Origin of the sequence: Ruegeria sp. HKCCD6604 (assembly GCF_013110635.1) — a bacterium.
Taxonomy (GTDB): Bacteria; Pseudomonadota; Alphaproteobacteria; order Rhodobacterales; family Rhodobacteraceae; genus Ruegeria.
On record NZ_WVQW01000001.1, the window covers coordinates 891,445 to 912,384 of the forward strand.

Here is a 20,940-nt window from a genome sequence, read left to right on the forward strand (position 1 = left end):
GTGTCTTTCAGCCCTCAATCTCCCGTGCCAAGCTTTCGAACAACAATGCAACAGCTTCTGCACCCGGGTCGTTATGTCCGATCAGGTTTTCTTCGGGAACATAGGCTGCACGGCCTGCTTTGGCACGATGAATATTTGCGGTTTTGTCAGCACCTTCGCGCGCGGCTTTCGCGGCTTGCACCAGCCCTGAAGGCAGCGCCTCAAGCGCAGGTGCCAGAGCATCAATCATTGTCCTGTCGCCAACTTTGGCCCCACCTACTTGGCTGACCCGGTTCAGACCTTCGACCAAAGACTTTGATATGGAAGCGCCACTGGCACAGGCGTCTCCGGCGGCATTGAAAAAGATCGCCAGGATCACACCGGAAGATCCCCCCATGGTCTGGCTCAGCTCATTGCCCAGCGCGGGAAACAATTGCGTCAGATCCGCAAGAGGCATTCGATCCAGGCTTCCCTGCAAAGATCTGGCTGCTGTCGCCAAGGTACTGCCTGTATCTCCATCTCCGGATTTCGCGTCCAATTCGTTCAGGTCTTTCTCGGCTTGGATCAGCAGTTCTGCCAAGCGATTTATTGTTTCCTTGGTCGCCGGATTGTTCGACGGGATGGGGTCAATCGGGGTTAAACCATCAGGCAAAGGGGCAATTCGAACCGGCTTTATCGTTTTGACCCCTGGCCATGCCACCAACTCGACCGGTTCTTCCAGCGCCAACAAGTCACTCGGATCAACCGGCAGAATCGAAACAGAAAATCCATGCATGTCCAGCGAAGTCATCAGCGGTGCCGGACCGATAATATGTCCCGCGATACCGGTTTCGGACAAGGCGTGCGTCAAAACAGACATCTCAAGCGGTGTTGTAGACCCCAAGTTGTTTACCAGCGCCACGCAGTCACCCGCCCCCACTCGCTGCTGCAACTTTTCCACGACGGTGGACATTGCGGTCACGGCATTTGCGAACTCCACCTGCTCAACACCCGGCTCGCCGTGAATACCCAGCCCGAGCTCTGCTTTGCCAGGGGCAATCCTGTCTTCTTTCGGGGAACCCGGAACGGTGCAGGTGTCCAAACTCATCCCGATACTGACTACTTTCTCGACTACGTTCTTAGCGGCCTTGGTTACGGTTTCCAGATCAGCCCCACGTTCTGCCAATGCTCCGGCAATCTTGTGCACGAACAAGGTCCCTGCCACGCCACGCGGTTGCGGCAGGTCAGGAAGGGCGATGTCATCATCGACCACCACCATTTCCACCTTGCGCCCCAATGCGCGGGCGCGCTCGGCCGCCAGTCCAAAATTCAGCCGGTCGCCAGTATAATTCTTGACGATCAGCAAACACCCCGCCTCACCGGTCACGGCCAGAATGCCCGCCAGGACAGCTTCTACCGATGGGGAAGCGAAAACCTCTCCGCATACGGCCGCAGTTAACATTCCCGCGCCCACAAACCCGGCATGGGCAGGTTCGTGGCCGGAACCTCCGCCCGAAACCAGGGCGACTTTCGATTTGTCCCAATCCGATCTGTAGACAACCTTGATATGAGGGTACCCATCCAATCTGGTCAGTGCCCCACCTGAGGATGCAAGAAGACCATCTATCGCCTCGGTCACGAGGGTTTCTTTTGTGTTGAGGAACTGGGCCATGCTTTTGCTCCTTAATTCACGCGCGCGCCGGACGCGTCAAAATACAACGGGTTTCGTGGGCTAATTTTGATAGTCTTACCTGCGGGGTAATCTTGATGGACATCGATCAGCGTCACGACCGGATGGCCATTCAAGTCCAGATGAAGTCGGGTTTGGTCACCCAGGTGTTCGGCACGTATCACGCGCGCGTCACTGCCTTCGCCTTCAATGATGTTTTCCGGGCGAAGACCAATCTGCGGGCCCTTGTGATCTCCTCCGAACAACTCCGACGGAAGGATATTTATCCGCGGCAGACCCAATCGACTGGCAACATAAACACTGCACGGGTTTTCATAGATGTCCCTTGGCGTGCCGTACTGAACCAGCCTGCCCTCTTCCAGAACTCCGATATGTGTTGCCATTGTCATGGCCTCAACCTGATCATGAGTCACATACAAAAGCGTAGACCCAAGGTCGGCCTGAATTCTCTTGAGCTCGACGCGCAGATCCGCTCTCAGCTTGGCATCCAGTGAACTGAGCGGCTCGTCCATCAAGAAAATTTGGGGATCCCGCACCAATGCGCGGCCAATCGAAACACGCTGCATCTCTCCGCCGGACAATTCCGTGGCCTTGTTGTCCAGCTTGTGCGGGATTTGCAGGATTTCCGCGACTTCGTTCACCTTTTTCTTGATCTGATCCTCAGGAGTTTTCAGGATCGGCGAACGCAGTGGAAACGACAGATTCTCGCGTACCGTCATATGCGGGTACAGCGAATATTGCTGAAAAACCATCGCCACATCGCGTTGGGCAGGCGTTTCCAGGCCAACATCTCGGCCGGCGATGCGTACCGATCCCGAATCCATCTTCTCGAGTCCGGAAATCAATCGAAGCGTTGTCGTTTTTCCCGCACCTGTCGGACCCAAAAGCACGACGAAGGCACCATCGGGAATTGTCATCGAGATACCGTCGACGGCTTGAACAGTTCCGAATGACTTCGAGATGTTCTGCAAAATGACTTCAGCCATTGCTCAGCACCTCTTCGTTCAGGGCGGATTTCAGCGCCCGGCCCGTGGAGCGCTCAAAAAGAGTCACCGTTGTCGAACGGAAATCCAATCCCACGGTTTCACCCGGCGCAACCTTTTCACCTGCGCCGATGCGGGCCTTCAACTCACCGTTCGGGCTTTGCAATGTCACGATCTGGGTTGTCCCCAGGTATTCAGCTGCCAGAACTTGGGCTCTATAGTCGCTGTCGTCGGACAAAAATACATGTTCCGGCCGGACACCGAAGATCAGTTCCCCTTCCGCCCCCTCCATCAGCTTCGGGACCGCTTCTTCATGGCCGTTCAGCCTGACCCTTTCAGAGCCGGGTGCCACTTTTCCATGAAACGGCAAGAAGTTCATTGACGGAGATCCTATGAAATCCGCCACAAACATGGTCGCAGGTTTGTCGTAGATTTCTTGCGGCGTTCCGAATTGTTCGATCACTGCGTTATTCATGACAACAATCTTGTCGCCCATCTGCATGGCCTCTAGCTGATCGTGTGTGACGTAAACCGTTGTCGCTCCCATGCGATCGTGAAGCGCGCGCAACTCTTCAGCCATGTGCTCGCGAAATTCGGCGTCCAAAGCGCCGAGAGGTTCGTCCATCATGAACGCCTTGGGCTCGCGAACGATCGCCCGCCCAAGTGCAACGCGCTGCCTGTCGCCACCCGAAAGCCCCCCCACCGGGCTTTCCAGAATGTCAGTTATCCCCAGAATTCCGGCAACTTCTTCGACTTTGGCTTTGACGGCTGCACGTGACATGCCTTGCGAAATCAGTGGATAGCTGATGTTCTTGCGAACATTCATGTGCGGATACAGCGCGAACATCTGGAAAACGAACGCTATGTCACGTTCTGAAGGCGGCTTTTGGCTGATTTCTTCACCATCCAGATAGATTTCGCCGGAAGTCGGAAGTTCCAGCCCCGCAATCATCCTGAGCGTTGTCGTCTTTCCACATCCCGACGGCCCAAGCAGCATGAAAAACTCACCGTCCTCAATTGTAAAAGAGCTTTCGCGCACAGCAGTGAAATCGCCGAACATCTTCTTTACGTTTTTGACTATGATTTGGGCCATTTCTACTCCGGAAAATGGCTGACGATGATGAACATGACGGTTCCGATCAGCGTGACGATGAAGGAATAGGTGAACGCCCAAAGGACAAAGGGCTGCATCAGCATGAAGACACCCAGTGCGATCAGGATGGTGGCGACCATCTCCCACGGGCCGCGGCGGAGCCGCATCAATCCGGTAAGAAACTCGCTCATTTGCGTACGGCTCCGAATGTGATCCCGCGCAGCAGGTGTTTGCGCATCAGGATGGTGAAAATCATAACGGGGATCAGGAAGATCGTCGCACCGGCCGCAACCGCAGGCCAATCCAGACCGCCAATACCGATGATGGTGGGGATGAACGGGGGCGCTGTCTGCGCGTTGGCCGAAGTCAGCAGCACGGCGAAAGCATATTCATTCCATGCGAAGATCAGGCAGAAGATCGCAGTTGACGCAATGCCTGTGGCGGCTTGCGGCAGCACCACTTTGTAGAAGGCCTGAAACCTCGTGTAGCCATCTATGAGGGCGGCTTCCTCGTACTCTCTTGGAATTTCGTCGATGAACCCTTTCAGCAACCAGACCGCCAGAGAGATATTCACGCCCGTATACAGGAGGATCATTCCCAGATGCGTGTCGCTCAGCCCAAGGTTTCTGAACATCAGGAAGATCGGGATGGCGACAGCGACCGGAGGCATCATCCTTGTACTAAGAATGAAGAACAGAAGGTCGTCTTTGAGCGGTACCTTGAACCTGCTGAACGCATAGGCGGCCAGCGTGCCGAGGAAGATACTCAAGAACGTGGAGCCAAATCCGATGATGACCGAATTCATGAAACGCTCGCCGAACTTGGAGGGCCCAACGATAACCATGTCATATTGGCGGACGATCTCATCGGCCCAGTTCTGCGGCGGGTTGGCTTCCAGAAACTCCTGCGTCTGCCTGGTGCGCGTGGTGAAAAGATTGACGTAACCTTCGAGCGTTGGGTCAAAGACCACTTTGGGCGGGTAGCTGATCGCGTCGGCAGGGGATTTGAACCCGGTCAGCAAAATCCACACCAGCGGGATCATCGTGATCAGCGCATAAGTGATGACCAGGATTCCTGCGATCCATTTGGACCGGTTCGAAGGTTCAGTGACGGAAAAGCCGCTCATCTCTGCTTCACCTTGTTCAGGGCTTTGACGTAAATCGACGCAAGGCCGAACACAGTGACGAACAGGATGATTGCATAAGCCGATGCATACCCTGTACGCCACTTCTCAAACGCCTCTCGCTTGAGATTGATCGAAGTGAGTTCCGTAACGGACCCCGGCCCACCGCCAGTCAATTGCACCACCAGATCAAACATTTTGAAGTTCTCGATCCCTCGAAACAGCACCGCCAGCATCAGGAAAGGCAGCACCATCGGGATCGTAATCGTAAAGAACTGCCGCAGCTTGCTGGCCCTGTCGATCTCGGCCGCCTCGTAGATGTAATCGGGAATACTGCGCAGCCCGGCCAGGCAGATCAGCATCACAAACGGCGTCCACATCCATGTGTCGACGATGACGATGGCCCAGGGCGCCAACGTCACCGAACCCAGCATCTCAAAACTTGACGGGTCTTTGCCGGTGAACCACGAAACGATATAGTTGAACAGTCCGATCTGAGGCTGATAGAGAAACTTCCAAAAGTTCCCGACGACAGCAGGGGACAGCATCATTGGCAAGACAATAATCGTGGTCCACAGGTCATTTCCCTTAAACTTCTTGTTGATTAGCCACGCCAAAGTGAACCCGATCAGAACCTGAAAAAAGATCGTCCAGAACAAAAAATGCGCCGTCGCCTGCATATTCAACCAGGTGTCGGAATCCGTCAGGATACGCTCGTAATTCCTGAACCCGACATCCTTGACCTCGCGCCCTATCCGATTGGCTTTGTAGTTGGTAAAGCTAAGCTGGATTGTCCAAATCAACGGAAAAATGTTGATTGCAAGCAGCAGGAAGATCGTCGGGGAAATGAATATCCAAGCAATTGCTCGATCGGATAACCCTCTGATTTTGCGCGCAACTCGCGTGGGCGTTGCCTGCGCAACGCGATCTATGGTCCGGTCAGACATTTCTTTGCCAGTTCTTGTCGGTTCGGGACACACGGGTCATGGTGGAGCGGGCTTGAACCCGCTCCTGCCCTGCTTCCGGATTAAAGCTTGCCTTCGTCTTCGAAGACTTCGGTCCAATCCTCGATCAAAAGATCAAGCGCTTCCTGGGCGGTGCCTTGATCGGCGACAACGTAGTCATGGATACGTTTCTGCATGGCCAACAGCAATTCCGCATAGGCAGGCTCCTGCCAGAAGTCCTGCACACCTGCCATGGCTTCCAGAAAGTCACCGGCAAAGGGTTGGCTGTCCACGAAGCCGGGGTCTTCCAGCACGGAATTATGTGCTGAATAACCGCCCAGTTCCCACCATTTGGCCTGAACTTCGGGTTGCGCGAACCACTTGATGTACTCAAGCGCGGCATCCTGTTTGTCAGAATAGCTGACGACAGAAATCCCTTGCCCGCCCAACGTTGAACCTGCCTGATTTTGCGGCGGGTTCACGAAGAAGTCGATCTTGTCGCCACCGGTATTGGGATCGGCATAGAGGCCCGGGAAGAATGCAAACCAATTCATGGCCATGGCGACCTGACCTGACTTAAAGGCGTCCAAGCTTTCACCCATGTAAGAGTTTGTGTACCCCGGAGGTGTCGCTGTTTTGTAGAACTCTTTGTAGAATTCCAGCGCTTCGACGGCTTCGGGTGAATTCACGGCGCCTTCCATGTCATACGAGCCCGGCGTATTTTCATACTTGAACCCCCAAGGGTAAAGCGCACTCGTCACACCCATTGTTATCCCTTCCGAACCGCGCTCGGTAAAGATCGCAGCGCCGTAAACGGTTTTTCCGTCGATCTCGCGACCTTGGAAAAATTGCGCAATCTGCAACAGCTCTTTCTGGGATTCCGGTTCACGCAAATCTTGACCGGTTGCTTCTTTGTAGGCGGCTTGGATATCGGGATCTTCGAACCAGTCCTTGCGATAGAACCAACCGTTCGCATCACCCATTGCAGGCAGCGCATAGTAATTTGGCGTGCCCTTTGGCCAAGTCGAATAAGCGTACACAGTTGCCGGCGCGAAATCATCCATACTGATGCCTTCAGCATCAAAGAAGTCATTCAGCTTTACATAGTGACCGTTCTCAGCTCCGCCGCCAATCCATTGGCTGTCCCCGATCAGCAGGTCACAAAGCTTCCCTCCGGAATTCAGCTCGTTCAGCATGCGGTCCGCAAAGTTCGGCCAAGGCACAAACTCGAAGTTCATTGTGTGGCCAGACTCGGCCTCGAATTCCTTGGATAGCTCAACCAGCGCGTTGGCCGGGTCCCATGCCGCCCAACACAGTGTCAGGTCTTCAGCATTTGCCTTGGTAGAAAGAGTAGTAGCGGCAAGGACTATTGCGCTGGCAGACGCCAGTTTTGAGTAAGTCATCCATTCCTCCCTTTTTAGCGCCGTCAATCGAGGATGTGCGAATCGCGGCATACTTCTAAGGCTATTTGAGGTACGCACCTCAAGTCTAGATAATTTTGAGGTTCGTACCTCAAAATTCCCCATGTGACTTTAAATTAATCCCCTACTCCTTTGTTTTTACAAAATTTACGGCGTGTCATCTCCTCCTGCATACTATGCAACAATCCATTGGAAAAACCGCTAGTCTCAAAACAGTTCCTTGAAACTGACCTGCTGGCAGCTTTGGATAGCCAGTTCTCACAGGCCCTGCATTGCTGGATTTTCGGCTTTCCGCCCCCCGCCTGAAAGCGCGGAAATCGATGGACCAGAAGACGCAAGACGAGCCAAATTCGGCTGTTCACGACGGATCGGAAACCAACGCATGAGCAAACTCACCATTGTCAGAATGAAGCGTTACCCTATCAAGGGTCTGAGTCCGGAGCCGCTGAACACAGTCAACCTGAGCGCGGGTGAGGGTGTACCTGGTGATCGCCTTTTCGGCTTTGCTCGCTACAATTCCGGCTTTGACCCGACTGACCCAAAGCCACTTCCTAAAGACCGCTTTGTTGTTTTGCTGAAAGAAGCTGGGCTTGCGGGTCTCAGGACACGTTTCGACGCAACAACTCAGCAGTTGGAAATTGATGTGGACGGCCGCACCCACTGCTTCCGCATGAGTGAGCCCCAAGGAAAAACGGATGCCGCCAGACTCCTCTACGATACGCTGGAACTACAGGATCCTGAACCGCCTAGATTCGTGTCTTCGCACCCGCATCGTTTCACGGATGTTTCAGTCGTTTCACCGAAGATGATGAATGCGATATCGGTTCTCAACTTAAGCTCTGTTGATGCGTTAAGCAGAAAGTTGCGCACAGACATTCACCCGGACAGATTTCGGGCGAATATCGAAATTGACGGATTGCCACCGTTTTCCGAGCTGAGCTCTGTCGGTTCCACCTTTGTGTTTGGCGATGTCAGGCTGCGGATACTCTCGCGGACGAAAAGATGCGCCGCTACCGAGGTGAATCCTGAGACGGCCCTACGAGACTTGAACATTCCGTTCTTACTTCGAACCCATCTGGGCCATATGGATATGGGGGTTTACGTAGAAGTGCTGGATGGCGGCACCCTCTTTGCTGGCCAAAAAGGAAAATGCCCGCAGGAATAAGTGGCCCAATTGATCAGACACTTAAACGTCTCCGGAATTCTTTTGGCATTCATCGGACGTGATCAGACCAACCTGTGCTCGGAATCACGCAATGCAACTCGCGAAAATTGCAGCATGAATCCAGATCGTCGAATGGAAATGATGCGAAACGGATACAAATGGCGGTGCTGTACGACAAATTGGAAGCAGTCTCTGCTAAGCCAGTACAGCTGCCCTTTTTGCCGCACCAAGTTCGCGCGGCCCGGCAAGAGCGAAGGTGCGTGTTCGCTTGAAGGTATCTCTGCTGGCTAACGATCTTTTATGGTTGAAGTGGTTGTGGACGGAGGAGTGGACTACAGCGAACTTCTGCAAACTTCGCATGCGCCTGAAACGTAGCATGGCGCGTTCGCGTCGTTGAAACGGCAGGTGCGAATTCTCGACACGGTTTTTAGGCATCTGCCAGCTTGCTGGTTTTCTGTAGCACCCAAATCTCTGATTGCCGCCACAGATTATCAGGCTGGCCGTTGATCTTAAAAAAAACCTCATCCACATGCCACTTCCATTTTGAGTACGCCCGCTGCTGCTGGACCCGTTTTCTAAGGATTTCCGAGGCGAACATTGGGCCGAACCGGGTCCACCAGTATCGAACTGCCTCCTGGCTCACATCTATCCTACGCTCATTCATCAGGTCTTCGACATTGTAAAAGGCACAGGAAACAGAAGGTACAGTATCACGGCCCGACGAATGATCCTGGGATTGGTCTTGAATTCCTTGAATGGGCTTGAGTTGGTCATAGGTGGAGGCTTCGAAAGCCCCTACCCGTTTCAACCCGAGTTCTTCTGACAAGACCCTTTTAGATGTCCACCTGTTCTCGCAATTCAGGTCTGCTTTAGGGTTGGTGTAATAATGGTTCAGAGCTTGCGAAGGAAATCATTGCACTCCGGCGAAAAGTATTTGTTTCTTGCGGTCTGCATCCCTTTGACACAAATCGAAATCGCACTCATGCAAAAAGCCCCGAGGGGAAGGCGCAACTAAGAAATGCCCAAAATCATCTCGCCCTGCGACTAGCGCAACCAAAGTTTTCACGCCGTTTTTCTGTTTCATTGAGGGTTTTATGAAACGCAACGCCGCGCCAATGCGTCTGTCGTCAGTGTTATTGGGTCCCGATGCGTGAAAGAGATGCCCGTGATGCATGGATGCCTGCCCCGCACGCAATTCCGCAGCCACTGCATCTTGTTCGTTCACATCGACTGCGATTTCCTGCCCGCGTGATAACAGATTGTTTTTGCTGAAGGTGTCTACGTGAGGCACGATACGGTTTTTATGACTGCCGGGAACAAACTTCATACACCCGCTTTGCTCAGACGCTTCTGAAATCGCAACCCAACAAGTAACCTCTTCTGCATCATCCAATCCCCAATAGGTCAAGTCCTGGTGCCACGAGACGATTTTCGATGATCGCGCCTCTTTTACGAAAAGTGCACCGCTCCAAACCATGAGGTCCGGCCCCAACACCGTTGAAGCAGCCTCAATCAGCTTCGAATGGCGGAGAAGTGCATCGAATGATGGTATCAGCCTGTCCGGATACGAGTATAGAAGCTTGAGTTTCTCTGGGTCATCTCTGAGGGTGCGCTCTGCTTTCTCAAAATCATCGCGCAGCGTTTGAACCTCGGAAACTGTCAGGATATCCAGCGGAGCCACGAAACCATCTCTTTCATAAGTCGTCGCTATATCAGGCATTCGTTTAACCATTGTCATTATCCGGAAATGTTAACTGCACCTTCATTGATCGGCTTCGATCAGACGCAACCTCGAAAGCAGTGACAGCCTCCCCAACTTCGAAGGAATGCGTCACCAGATGGTCGACGTTTAGTAGTCCGCTTCGCATCATTTCGACAGCGACCGCGAACTCGGAATGGAAACGGAAAGATCCGCGAAGTTCAATCTCTTTTGCAGTCAACGCCTGCATCGGCACTGTCATGTCTCCGCCCAGGCCAAGCTGAACCAAAGTTCCACGCGGGCGCAAACATTCGACGCCAGAAGCCAGGGCCGATTGAGCCCCGGAACATTCCAGTTGGACGTCAATCTGGCCCTTGTCCTTTTCAAACCGTTCCAACATTTGCGGATCAGTGTAGGTGTTGATGACATCGTCTGCCCCGCATTCACGCGCTATGGCTAGGGTCTGGTCCGAGATATCTGTCGCGACTATTCTGGCCGCCCCAGAACGACGTGCCACCAAGGTCGTAAGGCAGCCGATCGGGCCGCATCCGGTGATAAGCACCGTTTTACCAACCAGGCTTCCAGCTTGTTTAACCGCGTGCAAACAAACCGCCAGCGGTTCTGCCATAGCGGCCTGTGCAGGGCTCAACCCGTCTGCCGGAACACATTGACTGGCTTTCGCCACGAGTTTGCTCCGAAAAGCGCCTTGGATATGCGGGAACGGCATTGCGCTGCCATAGAACTTCATATCAAGACAGTGGTTTTGCTGCCCGTTCAGACAATAGTAGCAGGCTTGGCAGGGGCGGGATGGAGAAACTGCAACCAATTGACCTAGGTTCAGCCCCTGCACACTTGACCCGAATTCTACGATTTCGCCGGCGACTTCGTGTCCAAGCACCATCGGTTGAAGCAACTTGATCGCGCCGAAGCCACCGTGGTTGTAATAATGCAGGTCAGAGCCGCAAATCCCCCCCACGCGCAATGCAATTAAAACTTCGTCTTGTCCCAGGTCGCGTACATCCCGGTTTTCCAACCTCAGATCTTTCGCAGCATGGATAACAACAGCAACACTGGCCGAAGACATTGCTCAGACTCCCTATACACATCGCCAAAAGATACGGATAGTCGGTGCCGACAACCAAGGGATTTTTGCATGACGCTTGAAATGTTCAGCCTAAGTGGAACTCGGGCGCTGATAACAGGCTCCAGTCAGGGAATTGGATTTGCACTGGCGCGAGGTTTGGCTGCTGCCGGTGCGCAGGTCGTTTTGAACGGGCGCGACACCACAAAACTGGCGGCAGCAGCCTCCGAACTAAGTGAAACAGGCGCCTCGGTACGGGAACTTGCGTTCGATGCGACCGATCATGAAGGCGTCCGATCTGCTGTGGACGACTTTGAAGAAAAGGTCGGCCCGATAGACATCCTGATAAACAACGCCGGAATGCAACACAGGACGGAGTTACAGGATTTCCCCGCTGATGCCTTCGAGCGCCTACTACAGACAAATGTGGCGTCCGTCTTTCACGTCGGTCAGGCAGTGGCACGGCACATGATTGAAAGAAAGTCGGGTAAGATCATTAACATTGCGTCGGTTCAATCCGCATTGGCAAGACCGGGTATTGCGCCTTACACGGCGACAAAAGGTGCCGTGACCAACCTTACAAAAGGAATGGCGACTGATTGGGCCAAGTATGGTCTGAACTGCAATGCCATTGCGCCTGGATATTTCGATACACCTTTGAACGCCGCATTGGTTGCTGACCCAGCGTTTAGTGCATGGCTCGAGAAACGTACTCCAGCCGGTCGCTGGGGAAATGTAGAAGAACTTGTCGGTGCCGCCATATTCCTTGCGTCCCCTGCATCCAGTTTCGTCAATGGACATACTCTCTATGTCGATGGTGGAATAACGGCGTCACTTTGATCTGTGGCTTTCAATCCTATGCTGAATGCGACTGACCGTAGATATCGTTTACAGCGCCGACGCCAAAGCAATCACCACAACAACAATCAAGGAAGCCGCCATCGCAAAGTTGATCCTTCGATGCGATCTTTGGCTTATATCAAGTCTGCCCAGTTTTGCGCCAGCACCCAGCCAGATCATGTGAACTGGCACCCATATCATATTGAAAACAAGGATTTTTATGACGACCTCCCAAACGGGCGCATCGGGCAAAAAGGCAAACCCTGAAAACAATGCTGTGCTGACCACGTAAGCCTTGGGATTAATGAACTGAAGTGTCAGCCCATTCGCAAAACCAAGTGGCGAAACCGCTGGAGAAAACCCGACCTTTGAGCCAGCGCTGGCAATTCGCCAGGCCAGAAATACCAAATACCCGACTGAGGCGAATAGCAGCAAAGTTCTGAGCGCCGGTATAGCCAAAGCTACCGCAGCGACTCCAGAGACAACCAACATCATGTTGATGAACCCGCCCAGCATCAAACCAGCCACGAAGGCGAGACCAGCTCGAAAACCAAATGCTGATCCAATACCCGCAGTTGTTAGAACACCTGGGCCCGGCGTAATCAGCAGAAAGAAAACCGCGACAGCAAACTCAAACACTCTTCAGATTGGCCTTTTACAGATCTCTGCATTCTGGCACAGCTGTGATCACCGATCCGTCCTTAAGGTGTTGCAGAAGATTGTCGACGGTTAGGTCACCCATAGCTACACGCGTCTCAATAGTCGCGCTACCAGCGTGAGGGAGCAGAACGACATTGGACATCTCGCGCAACGCTTTTGGAACACGCGGTTCGTCCTCGAAAACATCAAGCCCCGCCCACCCAAGCTCGCCGTTTTGCAATGCGTTGATAAGGGCAGTTTCGTCGACGACCGAACCTCGACTAACGTTTATCAGAGTGCCGCCCGCCCCCAACGCGCGAAGCACCTCAGCGTTGACCAGCCTATTGGTCGACGGACCGCCGGGCGTGATGCATATGAGGACGTCAACATGTTCTGCCATTTCAACCAAATTGTCAAAATAGCGGTACGGGACATCCTTTTGATTGCGGGTATGATAAGAGATTTCGGGGGCCCACGGCTCTAACTTATCAACGATCGCCTGACCAATGCGACCAAGACCAAGAATGCCTATCTTTTGATTGTCTGCTGATCGGGTCAAAGGGGCATTGCCTTCAACCTCCCACCGTTCGGACCGAACGTAATTGTCGTCACGTAAAAGCTCTCGGTAACATGACAGCAATAGCAGAACGGCGGTGGTTGCGACTTCTTTGTTCAAAACATCAGGTGTGTGTGTCACAACAATTCCGCGCTTAGCCGCAGCACTGGCGTCGACGGCGTCGTAACCGACCCCATAGACACTGATCATCTTAAGATTACTGAGTGATGTCATCAGGTCATGCGGAACACCATCGTGCCCGTTCGTTACGATATGCGTAATACTATCCGCGTTGAAATCGTCCAATTGATGAATGTCGAACGCTGCGGACAGGCGTTCTCGCATCCGTTCAGTGATCCCGCCGATTTGCAATAAGTCAGTCATCTTGGCCGACCGTTTGCCGCTGAACACCAAGCCCATCGATGCGAAGCTCCATGACGTCGCCTTTTTTCAGGTAAACTGGTTCCGGTTTGATCCCCATTCCGACGCCGGGCGGTGTTCCAGTTGAAATGACGTCACCGGGGTGCAGTGTGAAAAGTTGGCTTAGATGTTCAATGATCTCGGCAACGGAAAAGATCATCGTAGAAGTATTCCCGGTTTGCATGCGCTGACCGTTTACATCCAGTGACATACCAAGGCTTTGAGGATCCGGCACCTCATCCCGGGTCACCAACCAAGGACCTGTGGGGCCAAATGTGTCGCAAGACTTGCCTTTGGTCCATTGACCGGTCAGTTGAGTTTGAAAATGCCGTTCTGACACGTCGTTTACGATGCAATAGCCGGCAACGTATTCGAGCGCGTCGGCCTTGGACACGTATTTGGCCGTTTTGCCGATGACGACGCCCAGTTCGCATTCCCAGTCGGTGTGAGTAGATCCGCGCGGCATGACGACATCGTCATAGGCACCAATGACGGCTGAGTTTGCCTTGAAAAAAAGTATCGGATGCTCTGGAATATCTGCGCCGGTTTCTGCGGCATGGTCCGAGTAATTCAAACCGATGCAAAGAAATTTTCCGATGCCACCGACACACGGTGCGATACGAGGATCCCCCTCGACAATTGGCAGGTTATTCGGATCCAATGAGCGCAGATTATCAAGCGTTCCGTCATCCAGAACATCGCCCGTAACATCATTGATGTGGGCGGACAAATCCCGCAATTGACCCTGGGAATCGACCAAAGCAGGCTTTTCCGAGCCCTCGGCTCCGTAACGAACAAGTTTCATTTCTGTTCCTTTTAGTGATTGTCGCGTGGCATGAAGCCTCGCGCGATATCGCGGTAGTTTTCGGCACCCTTGAGCGTCATACCGCGATCCAACCGATCTACTTTTTCGCGGAATATTTCCTGCCATGGGGATTGATTGGGCGGCATTGTATACCCACCCTTTGCCTCCAGATCGCGGGCGCGTTCATGCAGCTCTTCAAGCGAAACCAGCATATCTGCAGTGCCTTTGCTTAGATCGATGCGCAGTCGGTCGCCAGTTCGCACCAAGGCCAACCCACCGCCCTCTGCAGCTTCTGGTGAAGCATTCAGGATAGACGGGCTACCTGATGTGCCGGATTGTCGACCATCACCGATGCAAGGAAGGGCTTCGATGCCTTGTTTCAACAAATATGCAGGCGGACGCATGTTCACGACCTCTGCGGCACCCGGGTACCCTTTTGGTCCTGCTCCGCGCATAATCAGAATACAGTTTGCATCGATTTTTTCGGCGGGATCATCGATCCGATGGTGAAAATCCTCGGGCCCATCAAACACAACCGCCCTGCCCTCAAATGCATTAGGATCATCCGGGTTCGACAAGTAGGTCTCTCGAAATGCCTGCGAAATCACAGATGTCTTCATAATCGCACTCTCGAACAAGTTGCCCGAGAGATTGATGAACCCCGCCTGTGGCTTAACCGGGCTACTGACAGGCTTGATTACGTCGCTATTCTGAGACCGGCGCGTCGAGCAATTTTTGCCTATCGTCTTACCGTTCACCGTTATCGCATCGGGATGCGGCAGCAATCCTGTATCAAGAAGCTCTCCGACAACTGCGGGAATGCCCCCGGCCTGTTGGTAATCTTCGCCCAGATATTTTCCCGCAGGCTGCATGTTAACCAACAGAGGAACGTCGTGGCCAAGCTTCTGCCAATCATCGTTGTTCAATGGAACACCAAGATGCCGGGCGATTGCATTCAGGTGGATCGGCGCATTTGTCGATCCGCCGATCGCCGAGTTTATGACAATCGCATTCTCAAAAGCCTGACGTGTCATCACATCACTGGGGCGTAAATCCTCCCAGACCATGTCCACAATGCGTTTACCCGTTTCATAACTGATTTGACCGCGCTCTCTGTACGGGGCTGGTATGGCTGCTGATCCTGGCAATTGCATACCCAAGGCTTCAGCAAGCGAATTCATGGTCGTTGCTGTTCCCATCGTATTGCAATACCCCACCGAAGGTGCCGCGGCGGCTGCGATCTCCATGAACTCATCGGTGTCGATTTCATCAGCCGCAAGGTCTTCGCGCGCTTTCCAAATAACCGTTCCTGATCCTGCGCGCTCACCTTTCCACCAGCCGTTGAGCATTGGGCCGACCGACAGGGCAATCGCTGGGATGTTGACGGTCGCAGCGGCCATAAGAAGTGCGGGCGTGGTCTTGTCGCAACCAATGTTCAGAACAACGCCATCAATCGGATACCCGAATAGACTCTCAACCAGGGACAGATAAGCCAGATTGCGGTCGAGAGAGGCCGTTGGCCGTTTACCGGTCTCTTGTATCGGGTGGACCGGTATTTCGATGCACGTTCCCCCGGCGGCGATGATTCCGTCGCGAACGCGTTTGGACAACTCGATATGATGCCGGTTGCAGGGGCTCAAATCACTCCCGGTCTGAGCAATCCCAATGATCGGCTTGCCGGATTGCAGTTCAGCGCGGGTCAATCCGTAATTCAGGTATCTCTCAAGATACAATGCCGTCATCTCAAGGTTCTCAGAATTCATGAACCACTTGCGAGATCGCAGATCATTTTTTGATATTTTAGTCATTGGCCTGACCATCCCCCATCAATTATGTGCGTGTGTCCCGTGGTGAATGCACTTTCATCGCTCGCTAAATAGACGACCAATGCAGCAATCTCTTCTGCCTTCGCTACACGCCCCATGGGCTGACGCGCCACAAATTGTGCAAGGGCTTCTTCTCTGCTGCCCAGTTGCTCGCCCAACGCATCTACGCGGTCACGCCAACTGGGACTGTCGACTGTTCCCGGACAAATGCAATTGCACCGAATTCCTTGTGTTATGAAGTCCACGGCTACCGATTTCGTCAGCCCAACAACAGCAGCCTTAGTTGTTCCATATACAAAACGATTTGGCGCACCGATTATGGAACCCAATGCGGAAGACATGTTGATAATCGAGCCTCCTCCGCGCTCTAGCATCCCCGGCAATACAGCCTTTGTTGTGCGCACCATTGAACGCACATTCAGGTCCATGGCGAAGTCCCATTCTTCATCGGTTGCATCCAGAATAGTTCCATGATGCACGAACCCGGCGCAGTTGAACAAAGCATCCGGCCGCGCTCGCGCGACCCCATGATGAATACTGTCATTATTTGTCACATCCATCTCGAAAATTTCGAGATTTTCGAGATTCCGATCGCGAATCAATTTTAGTTTTTCAGGGTCAATATCCGTCGCATAGACTTTCGCACCCTCTCTTGCCATCGCAATTGCGCTTGCAAGTCCGATCCCTTGTGCGGCGGCTGTAACCAGGACGTTTTTTCCCTTAAGTCTCTCTGACATATATATTTTCCGACCCTAAAAGTGGCGACTGGACAAGTGTTGCTTCGTCCCACAGATCAACCGAGAAGCAAAGAAACCTTGGTGGATTTGCAACGACTTCTGGCATGTGGGCCCAGAGCCGTTAGCGTATGACAGAGATTTTGGTTTGGCCATAACCATGCGTGGCGCACCTTCGGAAGGACAGAGGATTATGAGCAAGCAGTTCAAAGTAGCTCTATTGGGAACCGGCCTGATGGGCGCTCCTATGGCGAGGAATATTTTGCGCGCCGAATTTCCGTTAACTGTATGGAACCGCAGCTTGGATAAGGCAAAACCGTTGACGGCGGAAGGCGCGACATTGGCGGAAACTGCCCCGCTGGCGGTTTCGGGTGCAGACGTAATTGTAACGATGCTGTCGGACGGATACGCGACCGGCGCGCTACTTTCTGACGAGGCTTTCCGCAAACAACTCAAACCCGGAATGATCTGGATTGATATGTCCAGCGCCAAACCCGAACACGCCCGTGAACAATCCGCGCAATTGTCTTCGATGGGGTTGCAGCATCTCGATGCCCCGGTTTCCGGCGGCACCAAAGGTGCCGAAGCTGCCACGCTTGCGATCATGGTCGGTGGTGATCAGGACGTTATGGAGAGCGTCCGACCAGTTCTGTCAGCAATGGGCCGCCCTGTGCATGTAGGCCCAAGTGGTTCTGGCCAATTGTGCAAATTGGCCAATCAGACGATTGTCGCTGTGACTATATCGGCTGTCGCCGAAGCGACTTTACTGGCTCAGCGAGGCGGGGCTCACCCTGCCGCGTTGAGGGCCGCACTGAAGGGGGGATTTGCTGATAGCATTATCTTGCAACAACATGGCGAACGCATGTCTGACGGAAATTTTGTACCCGGAGGTTTGTCCAAGTTTCAGTTAAAGGATTTGGACAACACGCTGGAGGAAGCGCGAAGCCTTGGCGTTGAGCTACCTAGCACCCAATCTGTGCGCGACCGTTTCGAATATCTGATTGACGAAATGGATGGGGCCGAACTGGATCATTCGGCTTTGTATCTAGAACTCAAAAAACGGAACGGAATGCTGTGACGCGGATCCTGATTATAGGCGGCGGAGGAATGCTGGGCCAGAAACTGGCCCATCGCGTGTCGACCCAAGAAACCTTTGGAGCCGATGCCCAAGTTTCACTGTTCGATCTCTCGTTCCCGCCCGACAGTGCGGCAGGTAATCAAATTGTGGGGAACTTGACTGCGTCAGGCATAGCTAAGTCTTTTGCTACGCAGCGGCCAGACGTCATTTTTCATCTTGCAGCTATCGTTTCAGGCCAAGCTGAAACAGACTTTGCGTTGGGTTGGGATGTAAACCTTATGGCAACGTGGGCACTGCTGAACGCACTTAAGGATGAACACGAGGCATCAGGAAGGGAGTACACACCTCGCCTGGTTTTTGCCTCGTCCATAGCAGTTTTCGGGTCACCATTCCCTGAAAAGATAAGCGATGAATTCCTCTCGGCACCTTTGACAAGTTACGGAGCGCAGAAAGCGGCGGCTGAATTGATGATCACGGATTTCAGCAGGAAAGGATATATCGACGGTGTTTCCTTGCGCTTGCCCACTTTGTGTGTGCGCCCGGGCAAAGCCAACGCTGCCGCTTCGTCCTTCTTTTCAGGTATAATCCGAGAGCCATTGAATGGGGATGAGGCTGTCTTGCCAGTTGCCGAAACTGTTCGACACTGGCACGCTAGCCCCCGCGCCGCTGCGACTTTTTTGACCCACGCAGCAACATTGGACACGCAGCTTTTGAATGACCGACGCGCCTTGAACATGCCAGGTGTCAGTTGCACCGTCGCCGAACAAATCGAAGCTCTGCGCAATGTCGCCGGTCAAGGCGCGGTTGGCCTAATCAGGCGAAAACCAGACAAGACAATTGAAGGAATAGTCAAGAATTGGCCGCGCGACTTTCAAACAGATCGCGCTCTGAAGCTGGGGTTTGAGGCGGAATCAAGTTTTGATGATATCATTCAGGTGTATTTGGAAGACGATTTTCGGCCTTAGTCGCCCATCGTCTTTCCGGTTAGATGGCGTTTCAGATGATTGTGGATTTTCTCCCGTGTTAACTGCTCATCCCCCGACAATGCCGCTTCAAGTATATCTGCATGATGCCTTATGTTCTGAGAAATGAACTCAAAGTTCCGGTCTGCCACCATCAACTGTTGTCTGAATTGCGCGTAAATCCGGCTATGCAATTGTTTTAAGGTTTCCGAACCACAGGCAGAAATAAGCGTCTGGTGAAACTCCTTTTCCGAGGCAAACCAGATCTCGACAAGGTCGCTTGGGTCGTCCGTGGCGTGAATGCGTTTTTCGATATGGCTGAGTTTGTGATGTGCAGCCGTCAATCTTGCTTCCCAATCCACCCCGCCATTTCGGATCGACATTGCGGTGCCTTCGGCCTCCAACAGAACACGGACATGCGTCAATTCGATAAGCTTCTGCGGTGAACGCTTTGGTACGCGAAAACCTTTTTGTTCCTGAAAGTCCACCAAACCAACAGCGGCCAAACGAAAAAGGACTTCACGAACGGCACTTGCCGAACAGCCATACACTTTACGTAGTTCTTCGGCCCGCACCTTGGCTCCATGCTCGAATCCATTAGAGATCAGGCGCATCTTAAGGTCTTGATAAATATCTATTTCTTCGTTCATACCGGCATGCACCTTAAAGTTTTGTCCAAGTAGCGTCCTAACCTTATTTTCGAATTATCGCAAGAATCTCGAAATTTTTAGAAATTTCAATTTTTTCTTGTTGCATTCGATTCGTCGGCTTAACGTTTACCTGCGTGACAGCAAAGGAGGCGGCAAGATCTTCCACACCGCGCAACGCACAACGTCTGGGAGGACAATATGAAAATAGTCAAGACAGCGGCCGTGGCGGCCGTAGCCACGACAATGGCAGCCGGTTTCGCAATGGCTGAAACAACGAAGCTTAGAATTCAAACCCATTTTTCGCCCGAAACTCTGTCTGGCCAGATGGCTGCAAAATTCGTTGAAGACATTCAGGAAATGTCGAACGGCGAAATCGAAGTTGAAATGTTCTATTCCTCTTCGGTGGTCAAATCGGTTGAAACCTTCGATGCCGCAGCTACGGGAATTCTGGATTGCGACATGACGGGCGGCGGCTATCAGACCGGGAAAAACCCGGCCTTCCAGTTTGCGGGTGACCTGCTCGGCGGATATCAGAACCCATACCAGCAAATGGCTTGGCTTCTTCATGGCGGCGGAAGAGAAGCTGTAAACGATCTATACAACGGCTACGACATGGAGTTCATCGGATGGTGGATTCCCGGGCCGGAGTCGCTTTCTTCGACCAAGCCGATTGCAAAAGTTGAAGACTTCAAGGATTGGAAATTCCGCTCGCCTCCAGGCCTTGCAACCAAAGTGTTCGCGGAACTTGGTGCTTCTCCGATCGTGATGGACTTCAACGAAATCTTTACGGCCTTGGAAACCGGCATCATTGATGGTGCGGATGCTGCGAACCTGACTAACAACGTGGGCCTCGGTCTGTACGAGATCGCAGGTCATACAAACTATCCCGGTTTCCACTCGATGCCCGCAGATCACCTAGCCTGTCGCAAAGACGTCTGGGAAGCGATGCCTGCGCACCACAAGAAGATCATGGAAGTCGCAATGGATAGCTTGGCATTGCACAATGCCACAATCAATGAAGTGCAGAACGCTCAGACTGCAAAAGACCTGAAGGCAAAAGGTGTTCAGTTGTACGAATGGTCGCCTGAAGACCTGGCAGCGTATCGCGCGGCCGTTCAGGTTGGTTGGACTGAATTCGCAACGACTCCTGAGGCACAGGCGCTTTTGGAAAGCCACATCAACTTCCTGCGTGACCTGGGCGCAATGCAGTAATCAGGCTTCGACCGAATTAGGACACTCGGAAAGGCCGCACCAGCGGCCTCTCCGCATCTGC

Annotated in this window: 20 protein-coding genes and 1 pseudogene; 5 read left to right on the top strand and 16 right to left on the bottom strand. The window is 53.0% G+C overall.

Annotated features, from left to right (window positions below):
* Positions 1–7 precede the first annotated feature (7 nt).
* From GS614_RS04450 to GS614_RS04480, 7 genes are all read right to left on the bottom strand, one after another.
* Positions 8–1,630: a dihydroxyacetone kinase subunit DhaK gene (locus GS614_RS04450; RefSeq protein ID WP_171725589.1), complete on the bottom strand. Its 1,623-nt coding sequence runs from the start codon at positions 1,628–1,630 to the stop codon at positions 8–10.
* 11 nt (positions 1,631–1,641) lie between these two features.
* A complete protein-coding gene (locus GS614_RS04455; RefSeq protein WP_171615820.1) occupies positions 1,642–2,634 on the bottom strand; it encodes an ABC transporter ATP-binding protein in 993 nt (330 codons plus the stop codon).
* The gene (locus tag GS614_RS04460; protein ID WP_171725590.1) at positions 2,627–3,724 is read right to left on the bottom strand and encodes an ABC transporter ATP-binding protein; all 1,098 of its coding nucleotides are present in this window, start codon (positions 3,722–3,724) and stop codon (positions 2,627–2,629) included. Before GS614_RS04460 ends, GS614_RS04455 begins: the two co-directional genes overlap by 8 nt.
* Positions 3,725–3,726: 2 nt before the next feature.
* The gene (locus GS614_RS04465) at positions 3,727–3,915 is read right to left on the bottom strand and encodes a hypothetical protein (RefSeq protein WP_058274732.1); all 189 of its coding nucleotides are present in this window, start codon (positions 3,913–3,915) and stop codon (positions 3,727–3,729) included.
* Positions 3,912–4,850, bottom strand: a complete 939-nt coding sequence (locus GS614_RS04470) for a carbohydrate ABC transporter permease (RefSeq protein WP_171115165.1) — start codon at positions 4,848–4,850, stop codon at positions 3,912–3,914. The genes GS614_RS04465 and GS614_RS04470 overlap by 4 nt, the downstream gene beginning before the upstream one ends.
* Positions 4,847–5,794, bottom strand: a complete 948-nt coding sequence (locus GS614_RS04475; RefSeq protein ID WP_171115163.1) for a carbohydrate ABC transporter permease — start codon at positions 5,792–5,794, stop codon at positions 4,847–4,849. The genes GS614_RS04470 and GS614_RS04475 overlap by 4 nt, the downstream gene beginning before the upstream one ends.
* An 80-nt stretch (positions 5,795–5,874) precedes the next feature.
* Positions 5,875–7,194 (bottom strand): ABC transporter substrate-binding protein, encoded by a 1,320-nt coding sequence (locus GS614_RS04480; RefSeq protein ID WP_152458518.1) that lies wholly within the window; start codon positions 7,192–7,194, stop codon positions 5,875–5,877.
* Between the two features lie 400 nt (positions 7,195–7,594).
* Here GS614_RS04480 and GS614_RS04485 point away from each other — a divergent pair, with 400 nt between their 5' ends.
* Positions 7,595–8,377, top strand: a complete 783-nt coding sequence (locus GS614_RS04485) for an MOSC domain-containing protein (RefSeq protein WP_171725591.1) — start codon at positions 7,595–7,597, stop codon at positions 8,375–8,377.
* Between the two features lie 195 nt (positions 8,378–8,572).
* Here the strand turns inward: GS614_RS04485 and GS614_RS04490 are convergent.
* The 3 genes and pseudogenes from GS614_RS04490 to GS614_RS04500 all read right to left on the bottom strand — a co-directional run bounded on the left by GS614_RS04490 (position 8,573) and on the right by GS614_RS04500 (position 11,160).
* Positions 8,573–9,151 (bottom strand): annotated as a pseudogene (locus GS614_RS04490) (IS6 family transposase).
* A gap of 136 nt (positions 9,152–9,287) precedes the next feature.
* Entirely contained in the window at positions 9,288–10,109 is an 822-nt protein-coding gene (locus GS614_RS04495) for a phytanoyl-CoA dioxygenase family protein (RefSeq protein ID WP_253285284.1), read from the bottom strand.
* Complete coding sequence (locus tag GS614_RS04500) at positions 10,102–11,160, bottom strand: L-idonate 5-dehydrogenase (RefSeq protein ID WP_171725593.1); 1,059 nt, start codon at positions 11,158–11,160, stop codon at positions 10,102–10,104. Before GS614_RS04500 ends, GS614_RS04495 begins: the two co-directional genes overlap by 8 nt.
* A 69-nt stretch (positions 11,161–11,229) precedes the next feature.
* Between GS614_RS04500 and GS614_RS04505 the strand changes: the two genes are divergently transcribed.
* Positions 11,230–11,997 carry an SDR family oxidoreductase gene (locus tag GS614_RS04505; RefSeq protein WP_171231347.1) on the top strand — a complete coding sequence of 256 codons (768 nt, stop codon included), beginning with the start codon at positions 11,230–11,232 and terminating at the stop codon, positions 11,995–11,997.
* Positions 11,998–12,045: 48 nt separating this feature from the next.
* Here GS614_RS04505 and GS614_RS04510 read toward each other — a convergent pair whose 3' ends face one another.
* Genes GS614_RS04510 through GS614_RS04530 form a run of 5 tightly spaced genes read right to left on the bottom strand, consistent with a single transcriptional unit; the run spans position 12,046 to position 16,980 of the window.
* Positions 12,046–12,636, bottom strand: coding sequence for a LysE family translocator (locus tag GS614_RS04510; protein ID WP_152458521.1), 591 nt, complete (start codon positions 12,634–12,636; stop codon positions 12,046–12,048).
* A gap of 16 nt (positions 12,637–12,652) precedes the next feature.
* Positions 12,653–13,576 (bottom strand): 2-hydroxyacid dehydrogenase, encoded by a 924-nt coding sequence (locus GS614_RS04515; RefSeq protein WP_171725594.1) that lies wholly within the window; start codon positions 13,574–13,576, stop codon positions 12,653–12,655.
* A complete protein-coding gene (locus tag GS614_RS04520) occupies positions 13,569–14,417 on the bottom strand; it encodes a fumarylacetoacetate hydrolase family protein (protein WP_171205503.1) in 849 nt (282 codons plus the stop codon). The genes GS614_RS04515 and GS614_RS04520 overlap by 8 nt, the downstream gene beginning before the upstream one ends.
* Positions 14,418–14,428: 11 nt before the next feature.
* Positions 14,429–16,225 carry an IlvD/Edd family dehydratase gene (locus GS614_RS04525; protein WP_171725595.1) on the bottom strand — a complete coding sequence of 599 codons (1,797 nt, stop codon included), beginning with the start codon at positions 16,223–16,225 and terminating at the stop codon, positions 14,429–14,431.
* Complete coding sequence (locus GS614_RS04530) at positions 16,222–16,980, bottom strand: SDR family oxidoreductase (RefSeq protein ID WP_171725596.1); 759 nt, start codon at positions 16,978–16,980, stop codon at positions 16,222–16,224. Before GS614_RS04530 ends, GS614_RS04525 begins: the two co-directional genes overlap by 4 nt.
* Before the next feature lie 190 nt (positions 16,981–17,170).
* Here GS614_RS04530 and GS614_RS04535 point away from each other — a divergent pair, with 190 nt between their 5' ends.
* Together GS614_RS04535 and denD are read left to right on the top strand one after the other, a co-directional pair.
* Entirely contained in the window at positions 17,171–18,055 is an 885-nt protein-coding gene (locus GS614_RS04535; RefSeq protein ID WP_171168624.1) for an NAD(P)-dependent oxidoreductase, read from the top strand.
* Positions 18,052–19,020: a D-erythronate dehydrogenase gene (denD, locus tag GS614_RS04540; RefSeq protein ID WP_171362591.1), complete on the top strand. Its 969-nt coding sequence runs from the start codon at positions 18,052–18,054 to the stop codon at positions 19,018–19,020. Before GS614_RS04535 ends, denD begins: the two co-directional genes overlap by 4 nt.
* Here the strand turns inward: denD and GS614_RS04545 are convergent.
* Positions 19,017–19,667: a GntR family transcriptional regulator gene (locus tag GS614_RS04545; RefSeq protein WP_171231342.1), complete on the bottom strand. Its 651-nt coding sequence runs from the start codon at positions 19,665–19,667 to the stop codon at positions 19,017–19,019. The genes denD and GS614_RS04545 overlap by 4 nt on opposite strands.
* Before the next feature lie 198 nt (positions 19,668–19,865).
* On the opposite strand from GS614_RS04545, the gene GS614_RS04550 reads away from it, so the two are divergent.
* A complete protein-coding gene (locus GS614_RS04550; RefSeq protein ID WP_152458529.1) occupies positions 19,866–20,879 on the top strand; it encodes a TRAP transporter substrate-binding protein in 1,014 nt (337 codons plus the stop codon).
* Positions 20,880–20,940: the final 61 nt, after the last annotated feature.